Raw genomic sequence first — 17003 nt, 5'->3', positions numbered from 1 at the left:
GCGGGGCTTGCGCCCCGCCCGGAAGCTTCTGCTTAAGCCTTGCTGTCGACGCGCGCCATGACGGCATCCGTCAGCGCCTTGATGGCGTCCTGCGAATGGTTCAGCGATTGGCCGCGCACGGCGAAATACACTTTGATCTTCGGCTCCGTGCCCGAAGGACGCAGGCAGAACCAGGAGCCGTCCTCCAGCAAGTACTTCAGGACGTTCTCGGCCGGCAGTCCGTCGATGCCCGGCAGGTAATCCAGCACTTGCTTCACGCGCACGCCGGCCACCTCGGCAGGCGGGTTGCCGCGCCAGTCGTCCATGATGCCGGCGATCTTCTGCACGCCGTCCACGCCTTTGAGCGTCCGGGATTCCAGACCCTCCAGGTAGTAGCCGAACTTCGCGTACAGCTCGAGCAGCACGTCGTACAGCGTCTTGCCTTGGCTCTTATAGTAAGCGGCGGCTTCGCTGATGAGCAGCGAGGCGACGACCGCGTCCTTGTCGCGGGCGTACGTGCCGGCCAGGTAGCCGTAGCTTTCCTCGTAGCCGAACAAGAAGGCATGCTCCCCGCTATGCTCGAACTTCGTCATTTGCTCGCCGATGTATTTGAAGCCCGTCAGCGTGTTGATGACGGCCGCCCCATAGGACTTGGCGATATCCGCGCCCATCTCGCTCGTCACGATCGTCTTGACGACGGCGCCGTTTGCCGGCAGCTGGCCGCGCTCCTTCAGCGTGCCGAGCAAGTAATGAACCATGATCGCGCCGGACTGATTGCCCGAGAGAACGACGAACTCGCCCTCGTTATTACGGACGACCGCGCCCATCCGGTCGCAGTCCGGATCCGTGCCGATGATGAGGTCCGCGCCGATCTCCTGTCCGAGCTTAATGGCCAGCGTGAACGCTTCGCGCTCTTCCGGGTTCGGCGATTTGACCGTGCTGAAATACCCGTCCGGCTGCTCCTGCTCCTTCACGATGCGCACGTTGGAGAGACCGACGGCCGCGAGCACGTTGCGAACCGGCATGTTGCCCGCGCCGTGGAGAGGCGTGTAGACGACCGTCAGCGCTTCGCCGAGCCCGTTTTGCAGCAGCTCGCGGTTCAGGCTTTGCGCGGCGACCGTTTGGACGTAATCCTGGTCTTCCGCGTCGCCCAGCCAGCGAAGCAGTCCCTTCGCTTCGGCTTCCTCGCGGCTGATCCGCTTCACTTGGTCGAATCCCGTCACGGCTTGGATCGCCCCGATGACCTGCTCCGCGTCGGCCGGCACCAGCTGGCAGCCGTCGGAGCCGTACGCCTTATAGCCGTTATACTCCGGCGGGTTATGGCTCGCCGTGATGACGACGCCGCTCGTGGCCTTCAGCGAGCGGACGGCGAACGACAGCTGCGGCGTCGGGCGAAGTCCTTGGAACAGGTACGCCGTAACGCCGTTCGCGGCCAATACGAGCGCCGCGTCCAAGGCGAACTCCGGCGAATTATTGCGCGAATCGTGCGCGATGACGACCGAAGGCGACGACGATTTGGTCAGCGTCCAGTTCGCCAAGCCTTGGGTAGCCTTGCCTACCGTGTACACGTTCAACCGGTTCGTGCCGGCGCCCATCACGCCGCGAAGGCCGCCGGTGCCGAACTCCAGCTCGCGGTAGAAGCGGTCCTCGATTTCCTTGTCGTTCCCCCGAAGAGCTGCCAGTTCTTCTTTCGTAGCGGCGTCAATCGAAGGATCAGCAAGCCAAGCCTCGTAGCGTGCAACAGCAGTTTGGTTCATCTCCAGCATCCTCTCCATGGGTTTTGTTTTTGTTTATATCGTCCAATCGCCGAAGGCCGCGGAAAACGCAAGCGTTATTCCGGATCCTTCAGCGCGAACATAATTTCGCCTTCGGCCACGATCTTGTCTCCGACTTTGGCGGTGGCTTGTCCTTTGCCGATCGGCCCCTTGAGACGCGTGATCTCCACTTCCAGAATCAGCGTGTCGCCCGGGGTGACCTGGCCGCGGAAGCGGAAATTGTCGATGCCGGCGAAGAAGCCGATCTTGCCGCGGTTCGCTTCCACTTTCAGGATCGCCACGGTGCCGACCTGCGCCAGCGCCTCCACGATCAGCACGCCCGGCATGACCGGGTACGCCGGAAAATGGCCGGTGAAAAACGGCTCGTTCATGGTGACGTTCTTCAGCCCGACCGCGCGCTTGCCGTCCTCCACCTCGAGGATGCGGTCGACCAACAGAAACGGCGGCCGATGCGGAATGATTTCCTGGATTTGTCGAATATCGAGCATACGCGAACTCCCTTTCGTCATGCGTGTTATAAATTGCTTATTATTGTGCCACAATAAGGCCATCCTACACGAACTGCAGTCGTGGGGGTTAAGATAAGGGAGATTGGACGCGCCGCTTCACGCTTGCGTTCAGTCTCCTTTTTACGTGCACCTTAAGCCTCTCGCGCGCGATTCTCTCCGTTGTCCTCGACCGGAACGCCGCTGTGCTCCGCCTTCTTCTCCTCGCGGTTCAGCGCCAAGAACAGGCCGATGTAAATAAAGGACGTGACGAAGGAGAACGCGATGACGCCCCATAGGTACGTCCGCGCCCACGGCATTTCGAAGAAGACGAAGAAGATGGCCGCGTAATAGAGCGCCGTGGTCAGCTTGCCCATCCAGTTGGCGGGCACCGTCTTTTTCCCCCGAAAGTGAAAATACGCCGATCCCGCGATCATGCCCGCATCCCGAACGAAGATCGCGGCTCCCGCGCTCCACGGAATATGGCCCGTCAGCAGCAGGGACAGGATCACGCTGATCATCATCACTTTGTCCGCCAGCGGATCCAGCATGGAGCCGACCGTCGTCACTTGCCCGTACTTGCGCGCCAGGTACCCGTCCAAAATATCGGTGAGCCCGGCCAGCACCACGACCAGGAACGCCCATTTCATATGATTCGTGGCGTCCGAGACGAATACGGCCACGTACACGGGAATGAGAGCGAACCGCAGCAGAGTGAGCAAATTCGGTACATTCATAAACGCTTACGCCTCCTTATGAACTAAGGGCGATCGGTTTGCTCGGGCGGCAGGCGGCACATGCGTGGGCCAAGGTCGTAGACGATCAGGGAAGCCTGCGAATTCCGGTCTCCTGAAGCGACAGACATTCTTACCCATTATACCGCTACGCTGGAAAAAATAAAACCTGCCCCCGAGGGCCCTCTCCGGCGCCAAACGCTTTCGCGGCGCCGGCCGCCCCGCCTTTACGCTAACTAAATTTGGAACAAATTGCGCCATGCCTTCAATTTTCCGCCCTCCGATCCGTTAATTAAAAGAGACACCGCGAACCGGTTGTCCGGCTAATCGCCGGCATTCCGTTCGCCCTTAGCAATCGAAGCCGCGCGGTCCGCGAAAAAACGCTTCTATTAATAAGGGAACATTCACGTACTTGGAGGTATCGAATCCGCATGCGCAAGAACGCACCCGCCGCTCCCGTCACACTCAAGCCTTGGCTTACCGCCCTGCTCGCCGTCGTCCTGATGCTGTCTTCCTTCGCAGGTCTCGCTTACGCCGAGGATACCGTCACCGGCATTTCCTTCGACAACCCGCCGTCCCCGGCCCGCATCTATATCGACGACGATGCGCTGCAGCTCGACGTGCTCGCCTCGATCTCCGGCTCTTCGTCTCTGAAGAACGTCACGACGGACGCCGCCTGGTCCACTTCGAGCTCCGCCGTCGTCAAAGTGACGAGCGGCCAGCTCACCGCGGTCGCCAAGGGGTCCGCCACCGTCACCGCGACGTACAAGGGCTTCAAGGCGTCCTTGCCCGTTACCGTTGATTATTTATATGACAGCGTGACGATCAAGAATGACGGCTCGGCCGTAAATTCCGCGGTTGACGTCAAGCTCGGCGACAAGCTCGCGTACGACCTCGCCGCCTCGAAGAGCGGTTCGTCCGATCGGGACGTCACGAAAGACGCGGGTTGGACCAGCTCCAGCACGAGCGTCGCGACCGTCGAGGACGGCGAGATCACGCTGCTCGCGGCCGGCACGACGACGATTACCGCCAAATACAAGGGCCGCACGGACACGGTCAAGCTGACCGTGACGTCGCCGTACAAATCGCTTTCGATCACGCCGGGCGGCTTGATGGAATTCACGTACGGCGATAACCCCAAATCGCTGACGGCAACGGCGCTGACGACGGCTGGCGCCGCGGACGACGTGACAGAGGAAGCCGCCTGGACGACCAGCAGCGCGTCCGTCGTCACGGTCGACAAGGGCGTCGTCACGCCCGTCGGCAACGGTACCGCCACGATCACCTCGACTTACCTCGGCGTAAGCGGCAGCGTAACCGTCGTCGTCCGCCCGGCTTACGAGGCGATGCGCCTGACGCCGAAGGAGGACCAGAACCTGACGCTGAAGGACGAACCGGTCGCGTTCACGGCCGTCGTTCTGAACGGCGGCGAAGAGCCGATCACCGTAACGGATATCGCCGACTGGACGTCCAGCAACGTCTTCGCCGCCACGGTCGCGAAGGGCATCGTCACGCCGAAAGGCATCGGCACCACCGTAATCAAGGCGTCCTACAAGGGCGTTACGCAGCAAGTGAACGTCACGGTCTACCCGACGGTCGCGAGCATGTCCGCCGCGAAGGACGCGATCGACGTGTTCCTGGACGACGCCGTCACGCTGCCGAAGATCACGGCGACGACCATCGCCGACGAGACGGTGGACGTCTCGAGTCTCGTGAATTGGACCAGCAGCAACACGGACGTGTTCGATAAAGCCGACGGCAAATGGAAAGCGAAGAAAACCGGCACCGCCACGCTGACCGGCAGCATCCAGGCCAAGACCGTGACGATCAAAGTCACCGTGCACGAACAGCCGCTGCTGTTGACGGCAGACCAAGCGAACCTGTCCGTCGTGCTCGGCAAGGAAGCGAAGCTTCCGACCATGACGATGACTTACGCGAGCGGCGACGAGGAAGACGTCACGTCGCTCGTGACGTGGAAGAGCTCGTCGGCGAACCTGATCGTCAAAGCGCCCAACGTGAAGGGCATCCAAGCGTCCTCGGTCACGCTGACCGCTTCCTACCTCGGCAAGTCGGCGACGGTGCGCGTCACGATCGAAGAAGAAATCACGAAGCTGCTCGTGGACAACAGCGCGCCCGTGTTCAGCCCGGGACGCACCTATACGATCAAAGTAACGGGCGTCTACAAGAGCGGCAAGACGATCTCGCTCGCGTCGAAAATGAATTGGACGATGGATCCGGAAGAGCTGGCGACGGTCAAAGGCAGCTCCGTCAAGACGTTGAAGGAAGGCATGGGCAAGCTGACCGGCTCCTACCAAGGCAAGTCCCTCGTCCTCTCCGTCTCGGTCATCGGGAAGCTGAAGAAGCTGACCCCGACGGTTAAAACGCTGACGCTCGCGCCTGGCGCGAACCAAGCGGTGAAAGTGTCCGGCGAGTACGAAGGCGGCCGCGTCGGCGACGTCACCAAAGCCGCCGCGTGGACGACCGGCAACAATCGGGTCGCCACCGTAGAGGACGGCGTCATCACCGCGATCGCGAAAGGCACCACGTACATCCGCGGCACGCTGGAAGGCAAGACGGTCAGCATCCGCGTCACCGTGAAGCCATAACCGCTCTGCATGAAAAACGCCTGCGTTGCCGTCGCGTCCCGACGGTGACGGAGGTTTTTCATTTCCTCGGACAGGCAGCCGCTTTTCGCGCTTCCGGCACCTCGGCAGCTCCCTGCGCAAGATGCGGCGGCGCGTGACAGCTATCCCTCGTCCGCGAAGCAATGCGCCTGCATCGCGGCCCGAAACGCGAAAAAGCCTGCCATGGCTCCGCCAGGCAGGCTTTCATGCGTTCCGTGCGGGGTTACCCCGCAAAGATCAAATCATACATATGCTTCCATGTTCCGATCCGGAAAATCTCCTCGCCCGGGCGCTTGCCGAGCACCGCGTAACCGAGGTACATCCCGCCGATGATGGCCAGGACGCACAGCACCGGCACGATGCTCTTCAGCAGCGTCCAGCGCAGCGCGCGCACCGCCGGATGGCGTTTCTTGCGCGGCTTCGCGTCCCCCTTCGCCGAAGCGGCTTCCCGCTCCGGCCGCTTGGCGCCGCCGCGGGCTTTATCGCCGGCCGGCGCCGGGCCGATCAGGCCGCCCCGCTCCGCGGGCGCGATGCTTTCCAGACCGGCGGCCGTTTCCTTTTTTGAATCCATAGGCATTCACTCATTTCCTAAGCGCGCAGATTGTTGGCAAGTCCCATCATATTATCGCTTGATGTCAAGGCTCTGGCGCTGAGTTGATAGGCCCGCTGCACGCTGATCAAGTCCGTCATTTCGTCGGCTAGGACGACGTTGGACTGTTCGAGGTATCCCTGCTTGACCGCAATCTTCGATTCGGCGTTGGCCGTGACGTCGTGCAGGACATCGCTCGCCTGAACGCCGTCGGCCACCGCGAACAGATTGTCCGCGACCTGCGTCAGCAGTCCCGGTTTGTCCGCTTGAACTAGCTTTAGCCGGCCGAGCTGCACGATCGCGCCGCCCGGGAGCGTGCCGACGACGTTGCCGGAGGCGTCGATTTGGACCCCCTGCACGTCCGCCGGAATTTCAATCGCTTGGTTATCGACGGAGGAGACCGGATAGCCGTCCTTCGTCGTCAATATATTAATGCCGTTGCGGGTAAACGTCGTGTCGAACGAGCCGCCGCGCGTGTAGGCCACGTGCCCGGCGTCGTCGACCTGCACCTGGAACAGCGCGTTGCCTTCGATGGCGACGTCGAAAGGCTGATCCGTCTGCTGAAGCGGCCCTTGGGAGAAGTCCGGTTCGATCATCGTGAGACGCGAGCCCCAGCCTTGGTTGAAGCCAAGCGGCGTCAGCCGTCCAGGTTGGTCGAACGCTTCGGGCTGCTCCTTCAGCGTCGTCAGCAGGTCCTCGAACGTGCCGACCTTTCGTTTATAACCTACCGTATTCACGTTCGCGATGTTGTCCGCCAGCATGTCGAGCTTCTGCTGCAAGCCGCCCATGGACGCCATCGCGCTGATCATCGAGCCGTTCATCCCCGTAGCCTCCCCTGCCTTCTGTGCCTATAAGCCGCTTTAGACGCGTCCGATTTCATTGACCGCTTTGTCCATGCTTTTATCGTAAAACTGAATGACCTTCTGGTTCGCTTCGTATGCGCGGGCCGCCGACATCAGGTCGACCATCGATTGGGCGGCGTCGACGTTGGAGCGCTCCACGTACCCCTGCCGCACTTCCACGCGGTCGCCGGCGTTCACGGGCCGCACGCCCGTCTCGCCGTCCGCCAGCTTGAACTTGCCGTCGCCTTCGCGGACAAGCTTGTTCGGGTCGTCCACGCGCGTAATGAGCAGCTGACCCGCGCTGGCGCCCGTCAGCGGGTTCACGAGCCGGTTGTCGGCCGTGATCGCCAGATCGTTGATCGTGACGCCGTCCGGTAGCCGGAACGGCCGGCCGTCGGCGCCGAGTACCCGGGAGCCGTCCGGCAGCGTCATGTAGCCCTGCTCGTCCAGCCGGAATTGGCCGTCGCGCGTATAGCGGGTCTCGCCGTCCTTGTTCTGCACCGTGAAGAACGCCTGCGGCTGGAAGACCAGCCGGCCGCCCGCCGTCAGCGCCTTGCCGGAGGCATCGAACGCCACGCCCGGCACTTGAATGTCCGAGACGATCGCGAAATCGCTGAACCGGTTGGTCTGCATCAGGTCGCCCTGCAAATTGACCTGCAGGCTCTCCTCGGCGAACACGCCCGTGCTCAGCTTGCCGACCGCTTGGCCGTTGTCGACGTCCCGCGACCCTGTCAAACGAAGGAGCATATCCGGGAAAGAATGGGTAACCGCGTATTTCTGTTTATAGCCCGGCGTATTCATATTGGCGATATTGTTGGTGATGGTATCATGCCTGTTCTGCTGCGAAATCATTCCCGCCGCAGCCGTGTACAGCCCTCTGAGCATGGCGAAACCTCCTGGCGCTTGCTGATCGATCAGACCCGCGCGTATCCTATCGATAATATCGGATAACGCCGCTTCGCGTTGAATAGACGACCGCTATGCCTTAAGACCTATTCTGCGACCGTCGCCCCTCGGCACGCCCCCCTATGGCGCCCTACCCGAACACCGGCTTTCCGCCTATTCGCGTCTGTACGGCTCGATTCTAGCGCTTGGAGATTTCCGCCCGCCGAGGCGCGCGGTCGAGATGGTCAAGCAGCAGGCCTGTCCCTTTCACGACGCAGTGCATCGGATCCTCGGCGATGAGCACCGGCACCTTCAGTTCTTCCGCGAGCAGCGCGTCCAAACCGCCCAGCAGCGCGCCGCCGCCCGTCAGGATGACGCCGCGGTCGATGATGTCCGCCGACAGCTCCGGAGGCGTCCGCTCCAGCACGGATTTGGCCGCCGAGACGATGGAGGATACCGGTTCCCAGAGCGCCTCGCGCACTTCCTCCGAGTAGATCGTCACGGTCAGCGGCAGGCCCGTTACCATGTCGCGCCCGCGAATATCGATCTCGTCCCGGAATCCGTTGTCGTACACGGTGCCGATCTTGATCTTGATGTCCTCGCTTGTCCGTTCGCCGATCAGGAGCTTGTACTTGTTTTTGATGTACTTGGAGATCGCCTCGTCGAACTTGTCCCCCGCGACTTTGATCGACGACGCGGTGACGACGTCGCCCATCGAGAGCACCGCCACGTCCGTCGTGCCGCCGCCGATGTCGACGACCATGTTGCCGCTCGGCTGGTAAATGTCCATGCCGGCGCCGATGGCCGCCGCTTTCGGTTCTTCCTCGAGGAACACGTCCTTGGCGCCGCTGCGCTCCGCGGCCTCCCGGATCGCTTTTTGCTCGACGGACGTGATGTTCGTCGGCGCGCAAATAAGGATGCGAGGGCGGCTGTACCAGGAACGGCCGCCGACGCGATCGATGAAGGCCTTCAGCATGATTTCCGTAATCTCAAAATCGGCGATGACGCCGTCGCGAAGCGGTCGGATGGCAATGATGTTTCCAGGGGTCCGTCCTACCATCCGATGCGCTTCTTCGCCCACGGCAAGCACGCGCTTGGTTTCGCTTTCGATCGCCACGACCGAAGGCTCATCCAGGACGACGCCCTTCCCTCTCACGTGAATGGACACATTTGCGGTTCCCAAGTCTATCCCGATATCCTTGCTAAACATAAGTCTGAAGTCCTCCAGCGCGAATAATAGTCGAGTGCAATCCACATCCCGTATAGTATTCGCTGAAGGGTACGAAAATCCTCTATTTTTGTAGAAAAAATCGCTTACGATTTTGCCGCGGCAAGGACTTCGCGCTTGCGTCCGGAGCTCTTCTTATACTTGATCTTGGTGGCTTCTCCTCCCCTAAGGTGCCGGATCGATTTGTGGTATTCCAGGATGTGCTTCACCTGGTCCGCCAGATCGGGATTGATCTCCGGCAAGCGCTCGGTCAAATCCTTGTGCACCGTGCTCTTGGAGACGCCGAATTCTTTCGCGATCGTCCGTACCGTATGCTTCGTCTCGACGATGCAACGGCCGATTTTTATGGTCCGTTCTTTGATGTAATCGTGCACGCTCCCGCCTCCCTACTCGAGATAGTTTGGTACAGTATATGAGGGGTACGGGTATATATTCTTTATGTCCAAGCGTGACAAGCCCAAGAATTGCGATTATTTTCAAACAAGTCTCCGGAACGCAAAAAAGAAGGCAGGAAATACCTGCCTTCGGAAGGGTTCGCGGCCGGTTGCCGCCTTGCCGTGATTGCTTATTGCTGCGCGTCCGCGCTCGCGGTTTCGATCAGCGTGGACGGGTTGACCGGCTTGCCGTCCTTGCGCACTTCGAAGTGCAGATGGACGCCGAGGTCCTTCTCCAGCTCGCTGCGGCCCGCTTTGGCGATCGCGTCGCCCTGCTTCACTTCGTCGCCGACTTTGACCTGCACGTCGCTCAGGCTGTTGTAGATCGTGACGAGCCCGTCGGCGTGCTTGATTTGAACCACGTTGCCGTTGACCGGGTTTTTCTCGGAGACGGTCACGACGCCGCTCAGGGCTGCCGTAACGTCGAAGGACTTGTCGTCTTTGCCGAGGTCGACGCCCATGTTCGGAACGAGCGTGTTGTCCGGACCGTCGACCCAAGCGGCCAGGCGGTCGTCGTTGCTGGCTTTGGCGTCATAGAACGGCGCCACGACGTCGAGCTGGCTCTTGTCGGCCGGCCATTTCATGACTTCGCTTGCCGATTGCTGAATCGCCTTGTCGGTATCCGCCGGCGGCTGCTCGTCGAGCGTTTGCTCATCCGTTACCCCTTGCGTGGAATCTACGGTCGTGCTGGCCGGTTTGTCTGTCTCCCCGGCTCCCCCATAGAGCCACATTAAGGTTACGATGATTGCTGCGGCGGCCAGAAACGCTGATGGTGCTGCCCATTTTTTTGCCATCAGTTTTCTCCACGCAGACGGTTTGACGGCGTTGCCTCCCAGAACGTTTTTGGGAGCTTCTTCATTGAACTTTGATTTGTTATCACTCATTGTTCGATCACCTCACTAGCCATTGTTGCCACAACCTAGCAGTTTATACGTGAGGGATTGACATTTTTTGAGATTGTTAGAACTAGACGGTTCGCGCTAGTCTAGCACGCCGGAAGCCTGCACGACTTTCGTGCCCGTATAGTAGTGCGCCAGGATTTCCCGCGCCGTTGCGCCTTCCTTGGCCATGCCGTCCGCGCCCCACTGGCTCATCCCGACGCCGTGGCCGTAGCCCTTCGTCGTGATAGATATCTCATTCCCGTCGATCGTCCACGAGAAATCGGAAGAGGCGAGAGACAGTTTCTCGCGAATCTCTCTACCGGTCAGCGTCCCGCCGCCCGCTCGGACGTCCTTCACCCGCTCGCCGGGCGTCGTGCTCCCGATCCGCATGCCCCGGACTTCGCTCGCCGTCAGGCCGAGCTTCGCGGCCGCGTCCTTCAGCTTCATCGTCACGGTTTGCTCGTACTTCGGCGAGAGCGCCTTGTCCCACGGGCTGGCCACGCTGCGCAGGTACGGCAGGTCGAGATTCCAGTAATCCGACGCGTTCTCCGTATAGCCGTTGCTCGTGGAGAAGAACGACGCCTCGATCGGCTGCCCGCCGTAAGTGACGATCAGCCCCTTCGTTTGCTCCACCGCTTCGTTCAGCTTGCCCAGGTTCGCGTCCTTCTCGTTCCCGCTCCACCGATTCAACAGCGCGCTCAGCGGGATGTAGGCCTGATTCATGACGGTATCGTCCACGTCCGCTTCCTTCTCCCGCTCGCCGCCCAGCCCGCTTCGGTCTCCGGTCAGCAGCCTCCGGTAAATGTACGTGCGGGCGGCAATGGCCTGCGCCTTGAGCGCTTCCAGCTCGAAGTCGACCGGCATTTCACCGGCCAGCACTCCGCGCACGTAGAGCTCGATCGGCATATGTTCGATACGCTTGTCCTTCGTGAGGTACACCGATACCCACAGCCGGTCGTACGCGCTCAGCTTCTTCAGCTGCTTGTCCGCCGTTTCCGCGCCGGCGGAGGCCGGCACATCCGCCTGCGGCGCGCCCCCGATGCTCGAGCCGTCCCGCGGCGCCGGCGCGGCCGTATCGGCCCCTTGATCGGGCCTCGCCGATTCCGACACGGCCAATTGCGCTTCTTTACGCTCAAGCGCAGCCGCGTTCGGCGACAGCCAGTGGACGGCCGCCTTCACGAGAATCACGAGCAGCAGTCCCCAAAGAAACCCGAACCACCAGCCCCTTGTCCATAATCGACGACGATAAGAGCGTCCTGTCCTCCATCTTGCCCGTTTCATGCGCGGCTCCTTTCGCGGCTTTCGATTCTAGGGTCTTTCCTTCCCGCCTACTACAGTCTATGAATCGAAAAGATAGGATAGTACCGCGAATAGGGCCGCAGCAGGGTCTGTCGGGCGCGAAATGCGCAAAAAACCCTATTTTCGCTTCCCCCGAAAGAGGAGTGAAAATAGGGTCTCTTGGTATGAAGGGTTTAGGCCCATGTCGGCTGCGCCTTGATGCGGGGCAATTCCTTTTCCCGCTTGGCCGGCTCTTGCGTCCGCGCCGCCACGATCGCCGGTTCCGGCTCTTCGAGCGCCGCGGCTACGCCTTCCAATACTTTGGCGTAGAGCGGTTGGGCCGCTTCCGCTTCTTCGTCGCGGCAAATGTCCGCGCCCAGGGCCGCCAGCTTGCCCGTAATGTCGACATACCCGCGATCCACGTGATGGATGCCGTTGATCTCGCTTTCGCCGTCCGCGCAGAGCGCCGCGCAGACGAGCGCCGCTCCGGCGCGCAGATCGGTCGCCGTGACTTTCGCGCCGGTCAGCCGCGTGCCGCCGGTCACGATCGCGGTACGGCCGTCCACCTTAATATGCGCGTTCATCTTCTGGAACTCTTCTACGTGCATGAACCGGTTCTCGAATACCGTCTCCGTCACGATGCTCGTGCCGTCCGAAATCATCAGCAGCGCCATCATCTGCGACTGCATGTCGGTCGGGAAGCCCGGATACGGCAGCGTCTTGACGTCCACGGACTTCAGCCGCTTGGCCGCCGTGACGCGGATGCCGCTGTCGGTCTCGACGACGCCGACGCCCATCTCTTGCAGCTTCGAAATCACAGGCGCCAGATGGTCGCCGATCGCGCCCTCGATGTGCACGTCGCCGCCGGTCATGGCCGCCGCGATCATATAAGTACCCGCTTCCACGCGGTCGGGGATAACGGTATGCGCTACGCCGCTGAGCGTATCGACGCCTTCGATGCGGATGACGCCCGTACCTGCCCCACGGACGATCGCGCCCATGGCGTTCAGGTAGTTGGCCAAATCCACGATCTCCGGCTCCTTCGCCGCGTTCTCGATCGTGGTGGTGCCTTCCGCGAGCGCGGCCGCCATCATGATGTTCTCCGTAGCGCCGACGCTGGCGACGTCCAGATAGATCTTGGCACCCTTCAGCTTGCCTTCGGAGCGGGCTTCGATGAAGCCTTGGCCGAGCACGATCTCCGCGCCCATCGCTTCGAATCCTTTCAGATGCTGGTCGATCGGACGGGTGCCGATGGCGCAGCCGCCGGGAAGGGCGATGCGGGCGCGGCCGAGGCGGGCCAGAAGCGGACCCATGACGAGGAACGAAGCGCGCATCTTGCGCACCCATTCGTACGGGGCCTCGAACGATACGAGCCGTTCAGCGGAAATGCGCATGGTCTCATTATCATATGTCAGCTTTCCGCCAAGCGCGGAAAGCACTTGTTGAAGGGTCACGACATCATCGAGATAAGGTACGTCATGAATGACGCTTTCGCCATTCTGGGCGAGTAACGTGGCAGCGAGAATCGGCAGTACGGCGTTTTTTGCGCCGCTTACGCGGACAGTTCCGGATAGTCGCTTGCCGCCGCGGACGATTATTTTGCTCATCTTAGGTTTCCCTCCGCGTGCAGTAGATTCTTTTATTTGAGGAAATATTTGGTATGATGATTCATACCCAACCTACATCTTACCATCCGCTTACAGGAATCGACAAGCGTTATTTTATGCCTGTCGAAAAGCGGATATTCGACCTATTTTTGGCCCATTTTTATAGCATTCGCAAGCGATTTCGACTTTCGGACCGTTATCTATTCCCCATTGTTTACATGTTTCCGGGTTGTTATTCGACAATGCCCTTGAGCAGACCCGACCAGTTCCAGTAAGCCAGCACGAAAGACGCGAACCCGTGGCCGAGCACGACCGACAGGATGATCAGCAGCAAACGGGCCTGCCCTCCGCGCGGACGCTTCAGGATCGCGTCCCATTTCAACTCCTGCAGCGCGACCCAGGCCAGCGCGATGCTGAACAATTCGATGACGATCGACATTAAGGCATGCATGCCTGCCGTTGCGGCGACTTGATCCATGTTCATGACTCCCTACTCTATCCTAGATTCCCGGCGTTCAACGCCCGCAGCAGCACCGCGGCGAACTCGGCCCGTGTCGCGGATCGCTCCGGCTCGAACCGTCCGCCGGCGTAACCGCCCATCAGCCCGAGCCGTTTGGCGGCGGCGACGGCCGGCGACGACCATCGGTCCGCCGGCACGTCGGCGAAGACCGGACCGCCCGGCCGCGCGGTCCGCACGTTCAGCGCGCGCAGCAGCACGACGGCCATCTCTTCGCGCGAGATCGGGCGTCCGGGTCCGAACGTTCCGTTCGGATAGCCGCCGATCCAGCCGGCGCGCGACGCGTTCGCGACCGCCGCGTACGCCCAGTGGCCCGCCCCGACGTCGCGGAAAGCCGGCGCGCGCGCGGCGCCCGCGGCAGGCGCGATCGCCCGCGTCAGCATCGACACCGCTTCCGCCCGGCTTACGGGCCGGTCCGGCTCGAACCGGTAATCCCCGCTTCCGCCGACGATGCCCCGCTGCCGGAGCGCCGCGACCGCCGACCCGGCCCAATGGCCGCCGATGTCGCGGAAGCCGGCGACCAGCGTCTCGGCCGTGACCCGGAGCCCGTAATACTGCTTGTCGAACGGGGCGCTCGCGGTCACCTTGATGTAATACAAGCCGGCCGCCAGCACCTTCTCCCGGGACATCGACGCGGCTCCCGACGCCGACTTCAGCGTGTAGAGCGGCTGCTGCCGCTTATCGAACAGCTCCGCCTTCATGACGATGCCCGCCGGAATGCCGCCGATCCGCAGCGTCGTCAGCCGCTCGCCGCCGATCCGGAGCTGATACCAATCCGCGTCGCCCGCTTTGCCGATCACCCCGGAGTAGCCGGAGCCCGGCGAGACGTTCGTCGCCTGGTACGTTTTGTCGTTCGGCTCGTTGGGATCCGCGTGCCGCGTCGCGAACTGCACGTTCAGCGCGTACTGCGCCGGAACCGGGCTGGCCTGGGCCGAGATGGCATTGCGCACGCGGATATAATACGTGCCCGGCGTCACGTTGATCGGCGGGGAGGCTTCGCCTTCCCCCTCGCCGTTCTCGTCTTCCTCCAGCAGCGTGCCGCCCTGCCGTTCGTAGGCGAGCCCCAGGTCCAGCCGCGCCGAGTCCGCCGTCGCCGACAGCTTGAGCGTCCCCCCGGTCTCGAAGCGGATTGCGTACCAATCCTCGTCGTTCGCCTGATGGAAGTTTCCCTCGACCCGCTGCGACCGGGGCGGCAGCGTATAGGCCTGATACGGCTTGTCGTTCACTTCGTACGCATCCGGCGCGATTTCGAAGGAGGAGGTCAGCAGGTAAGCCAGCCGCTGCTTGCTCGCCCCGTCGAACAGCCGCACCTCGAAATCGTTCCGCCCTTTCTTGACGCGCCATTCCACCGTTTGGTTGCCGAGCTTCGTATCCTGCGTTCCCCCGGGCGAGGCGTCGCCGGCATGCGTCACGCGCAGCGTCGGGGCGCTCTCTCCCGCGGCGGGCAGGCTCTGCACCCGAATCGCCACCGTGCCGTCGTACGGCGCCTCGACGCGAAACCAGTCCGCGTCCTTGCCCCCGCCCAGCTCCGCGGCGATCTGTTTGCCGAGCGGAAACAGCTTCGCGGTCTGGCGGCCGTCGTTCGGTTCGTAGGCGTCCGGCCGCAGCGCCGCCGCGACGGCCTTGTCGATCCGAAGCAGGCCGTAGCCGCTGAGGTTATCGAACCCGGGGCTGCCGATGTCCTTCGCCGACTGGCGGAGCAGGGCGCGCACCTGATACGGTTTGTAACCCGGATGCAGCGCCCAAACGAGCGCCGCCGCCGCCGCCGCCTGCGGCGCGGCCATGGACGTCCCCTGCTCCTGCTTATAGCCGCCGCCGACCGCGGTCGTGTAGACGCTCCACGGAGCGGCGACGTCGATCTCCGGACCCGCGTTCGACCGCGTCTCCGGCGCGCCGGACGCCGTGGCGCCGGCTACCGCGAGCACCGTCGGATAGGCGGCCGGGTACTTCACCTTCGCTTTGGCCTCCAGCGTTCCGCCGTCGTTGCCGCTCGCCGCGACCAGCAGCGCTCCCTTCGATTCCGCGTATGCCGTCACGTCCTTCAAGTACGGCGAGTACCGGTACAAGCCCACCGAGAGCACCAGAATGCGCGCGCCGTGGTCGACGGCGTAGGTGATCGCCTCGCCGAGCCGTTCCTCGTCGCCGTAGCCGTCGGCGTCGAGCGCCTTGACCGGCATGATCCGGGCATGCCAGAGAATGCCGGTTATGCCCGCCTTGTTGTTGCCTTCGCCGGCGATGACGCCGGCCACCGCGGTGCCGTGCCCATTGTCGTCCTCCGGCGGCTTGCCCGGCGAAACCAGGTTCGTGCCGGGTACCAGATTGTTTTTCAAATCGGGATGATTCAAGTCTACGCCGGTATCGATGAGCGCAATCGTCAGATCGGTCTGATCGTGCACCTTGGTCCACGCCTCCCGTGCGCCGATTTGCGCCAAGTACCGCTGCTTCGGCAGCTCCGGATCGTTCGGGGCCGGCTCGGCCGCGAGCATGCGGACGGCGCCGACCGGCTGCGCATAAGCGATCTCCGGCCGGCCGCGCAGCCCGAGGAGCCACGCGTCCGCGTCCGCCCCGGCATCCGCGGGGCGGACCACGTCCACCGCCGCCCCCGGCAGCGCCAGGCGGCGCAGCACGCGCGTGCCCGGAAGCGGCTTCGCCTGCGCGGGGTCGCGCCACTTGATGAGCCAGGCCGCCGGCTGCGGCTCATCGCGGCCGCCGCCGGCGGCCTGAACCGGGACGGCAGACCCACCGGGGCCGTCCGTCGCCGCCGCAGGCGGCGGGGCCGCGGGAGCGGCCCCCGCGGCGGGCGAAGCCGCCGCCGCCGGGGCGCCCGCGAGCAGCAGCGCCGCGAGCCCGGCGCGCAGCGCGAGGCGCATGGCGCGCCGGCGCGAAGCCCGCGCCGCTGCGGCGATTTCGCGCGCGGCTTCGGCGGCGGAGCGGCCTCCGCGCGAGGCGGGAAGCAGCCGGAAACGTATGCGGTTGGACCAACCGTTCCACAATCTCTTCGTCATCATACTCAGCCTTTAACCTGCAATATTGGGTTCTGAAACTGTTCGCTTTCCGCCCCCCGATCTCCTTGTGGCAAATACTTGAACGGACGAGAATCAGGTCCAACGTCCCGGTTGAATCGCCGCATTCAACGATATGTATG

Annotated in this window: 14 protein-coding genes; 1 reads left to right on the top strand and 13 read right to left on the bottom strand. The window is 62.6% G+C overall.

Going from position 1 to position 17003, the window contains the following annotated elements; all coding sequences use genetic code 11:
• Positions 1-32 precede the first annotated feature (32 nt).
• The 3 genes from BMZ79_RS19330 to BMZ79_RS19320 all read right to left on the bottom strand — a co-directional run bounded on the left by BMZ79_RS19330 (position 33) and on the right by BMZ79_RS19320 (position 2976).
• Positions 33-1745: a phospho-sugar mutase gene (locus tag BMZ79_RS19330; RefSeq protein WP_090642583.1), complete on the bottom strand. Its 1713-nt coding sequence runs from the start codon at positions 1743-1745 to the stop codon at positions 33-35.
• 65 nt (positions 1746-1810) lie between these two features.
• Positions 1811-2242, bottom strand: a complete 432-nt coding sequence (gene fabZ / locus BMZ79_RS19325) for a 3-hydroxyacyl-ACP dehydratase FabZ (protein WP_090642581.1) — start codon at positions 2240-2242, stop codon at positions 1811-1813.
• Positions 2243-2394: 152 nt separating this feature from the next.
• Positions 2395-2976, bottom strand: coding sequence for a CDP-alcohol phosphatidyltransferase family protein (locus BMZ79_RS19320; RefSeq protein ID WP_090642580.1), 582 nt, complete (start codon positions 2974-2976; stop codon positions 2395-2397).
• Positions 2977-3404: 428 nt separating this feature from the next.
• On the opposite strand from BMZ79_RS19320, the gene BMZ79_RS19315 reads away from it, so the two are divergent.
• Positions 3405-5579 carry a hypothetical protein gene (locus BMZ79_RS19315; protein WP_090642578.1) on the top strand — a complete coding sequence of 725 codons (2175 nt, stop codon included), beginning with the start codon at positions 3405-3407 and terminating at the stop codon, positions 5577-5579.
• 241 nt (positions 5580-5820) lie between these two features.
• Here the strand turns inward: BMZ79_RS19315 and BMZ79_RS19310 are convergent, their stop codons facing one another.
• From BMZ79_RS19310 to BMZ79_RS19265, 10 genes are all read right to left on the bottom strand, one after another.
• Complete coding sequence (locus tag BMZ79_RS19310) at positions 5821-6168, bottom strand: DNA-directed RNA polymerase subunit beta (protein ID WP_090642577.1); 348 nt, start codon at positions 6166-6168, stop codon at positions 5821-5823.
• Between the two features lie 17 nt (positions 6169-6185).
• The gene (locus BMZ79_RS19305; RefSeq protein ID WP_090642575.1) at positions 6186-7007 is read right to left on the bottom strand and encodes a flagellar hook-basal body protein; all 822 of its coding nucleotides are present in this window, start codon (positions 7005-7007) and stop codon (positions 6186-6188) included.
• Between the two features lie 39 nt (positions 7008-7046).
• On the bottom strand, positions 7047-7913 hold the full coding sequence (locus BMZ79_RS19300) for a flagellar hook-basal body protein (protein ID WP_090642574.1): 867 nt from the start codon (positions 7911-7913) through the stop codon (positions 7047-7049).
• A gap of 199 nt (positions 7914-8112) precedes the next feature.
• Entirely contained in the window at positions 8113-9123 is a 1011-nt protein-coding gene (gene mreB / locus BMZ79_RS19295) for a rod shape-determining protein MreB (protein WP_090642572.1), read from the bottom strand.
• A 104-nt stretch (positions 9124-9227) separates the two neighbouring features.
• On the bottom strand, positions 9228-9515 hold the full coding sequence (spoIIID, locus tag BMZ79_RS19290) for a sporulation transcriptional regulator SpoIIID (RefSeq protein ID WP_090575384.1): 288 nt from the start codon (positions 9513-9515) through the stop codon (positions 9228-9230).
• 191 nt (positions 9516-9706) lie between these two features.
• Positions 9707-10369, bottom strand: coding sequence for a peptidoglycan DD-metalloendopeptidase family protein (locus BMZ79_RS19285; protein ID WP_371263746.1), 663 nt, complete (start codon positions 10367-10369; stop codon positions 9707-9709).
• A 186-nt stretch (positions 10370-10555) separates the two neighbouring features.
• The gene (gene spoIID / locus BMZ79_RS19280) at positions 10556-11737 is read right to left on the bottom strand and encodes a stage II sporulation protein D (protein ID WP_090642569.1); all 1182 of its coding nucleotides are present in this window, start codon (positions 11735-11737) and stop codon (positions 10556-10558) included.
• Positions 11738-11928: 191 nt separating this feature from the next.
• Positions 11929-13341, bottom strand: coding sequence for a UDP-N-acetylglucosamine 1-carboxyvinyltransferase (gene murA, locus BMZ79_RS19275; protein WP_090642568.1), 1413 nt, complete (start codon positions 13339-13341; stop codon positions 11929-11931).
• Between the two features lie 232 nt (positions 13342-13573).
• Complete coding sequence (locus BMZ79_RS19270; protein ID WP_090642566.1) at positions 13574-13825, bottom strand: DUF1146 family protein; 252 nt, start codon at positions 13823-13825, stop codon at positions 13574-13576.
• 11 nt (positions 13826-13836) lie between these two features.
• Complete coding sequence (locus tag BMZ79_RS19265; RefSeq protein WP_256252839.1) at positions 13837-16863, bottom strand: S8 family serine peptidase; 3027 nt, start codon at positions 16861-16863, stop codon at positions 13837-13839.
• Positions 16864-17003: the final 140 nt, after the last annotated feature.

This window comes from Paenibacillus sp. UNC496MF, assembly GCF_900113915.1.
GTDB classification, from domain to species: Bacteria; Bacillota; Bacilli; order Paenibacillales; family Paenibacillaceae; genus Paenibacillus_Z; species Paenibacillus_Z artemisiicola.
The sequence above is the reverse complement of the archived record's forward strand: the minus strand, read 5'-3'. Positions and strand labels throughout refer to the sequence as shown.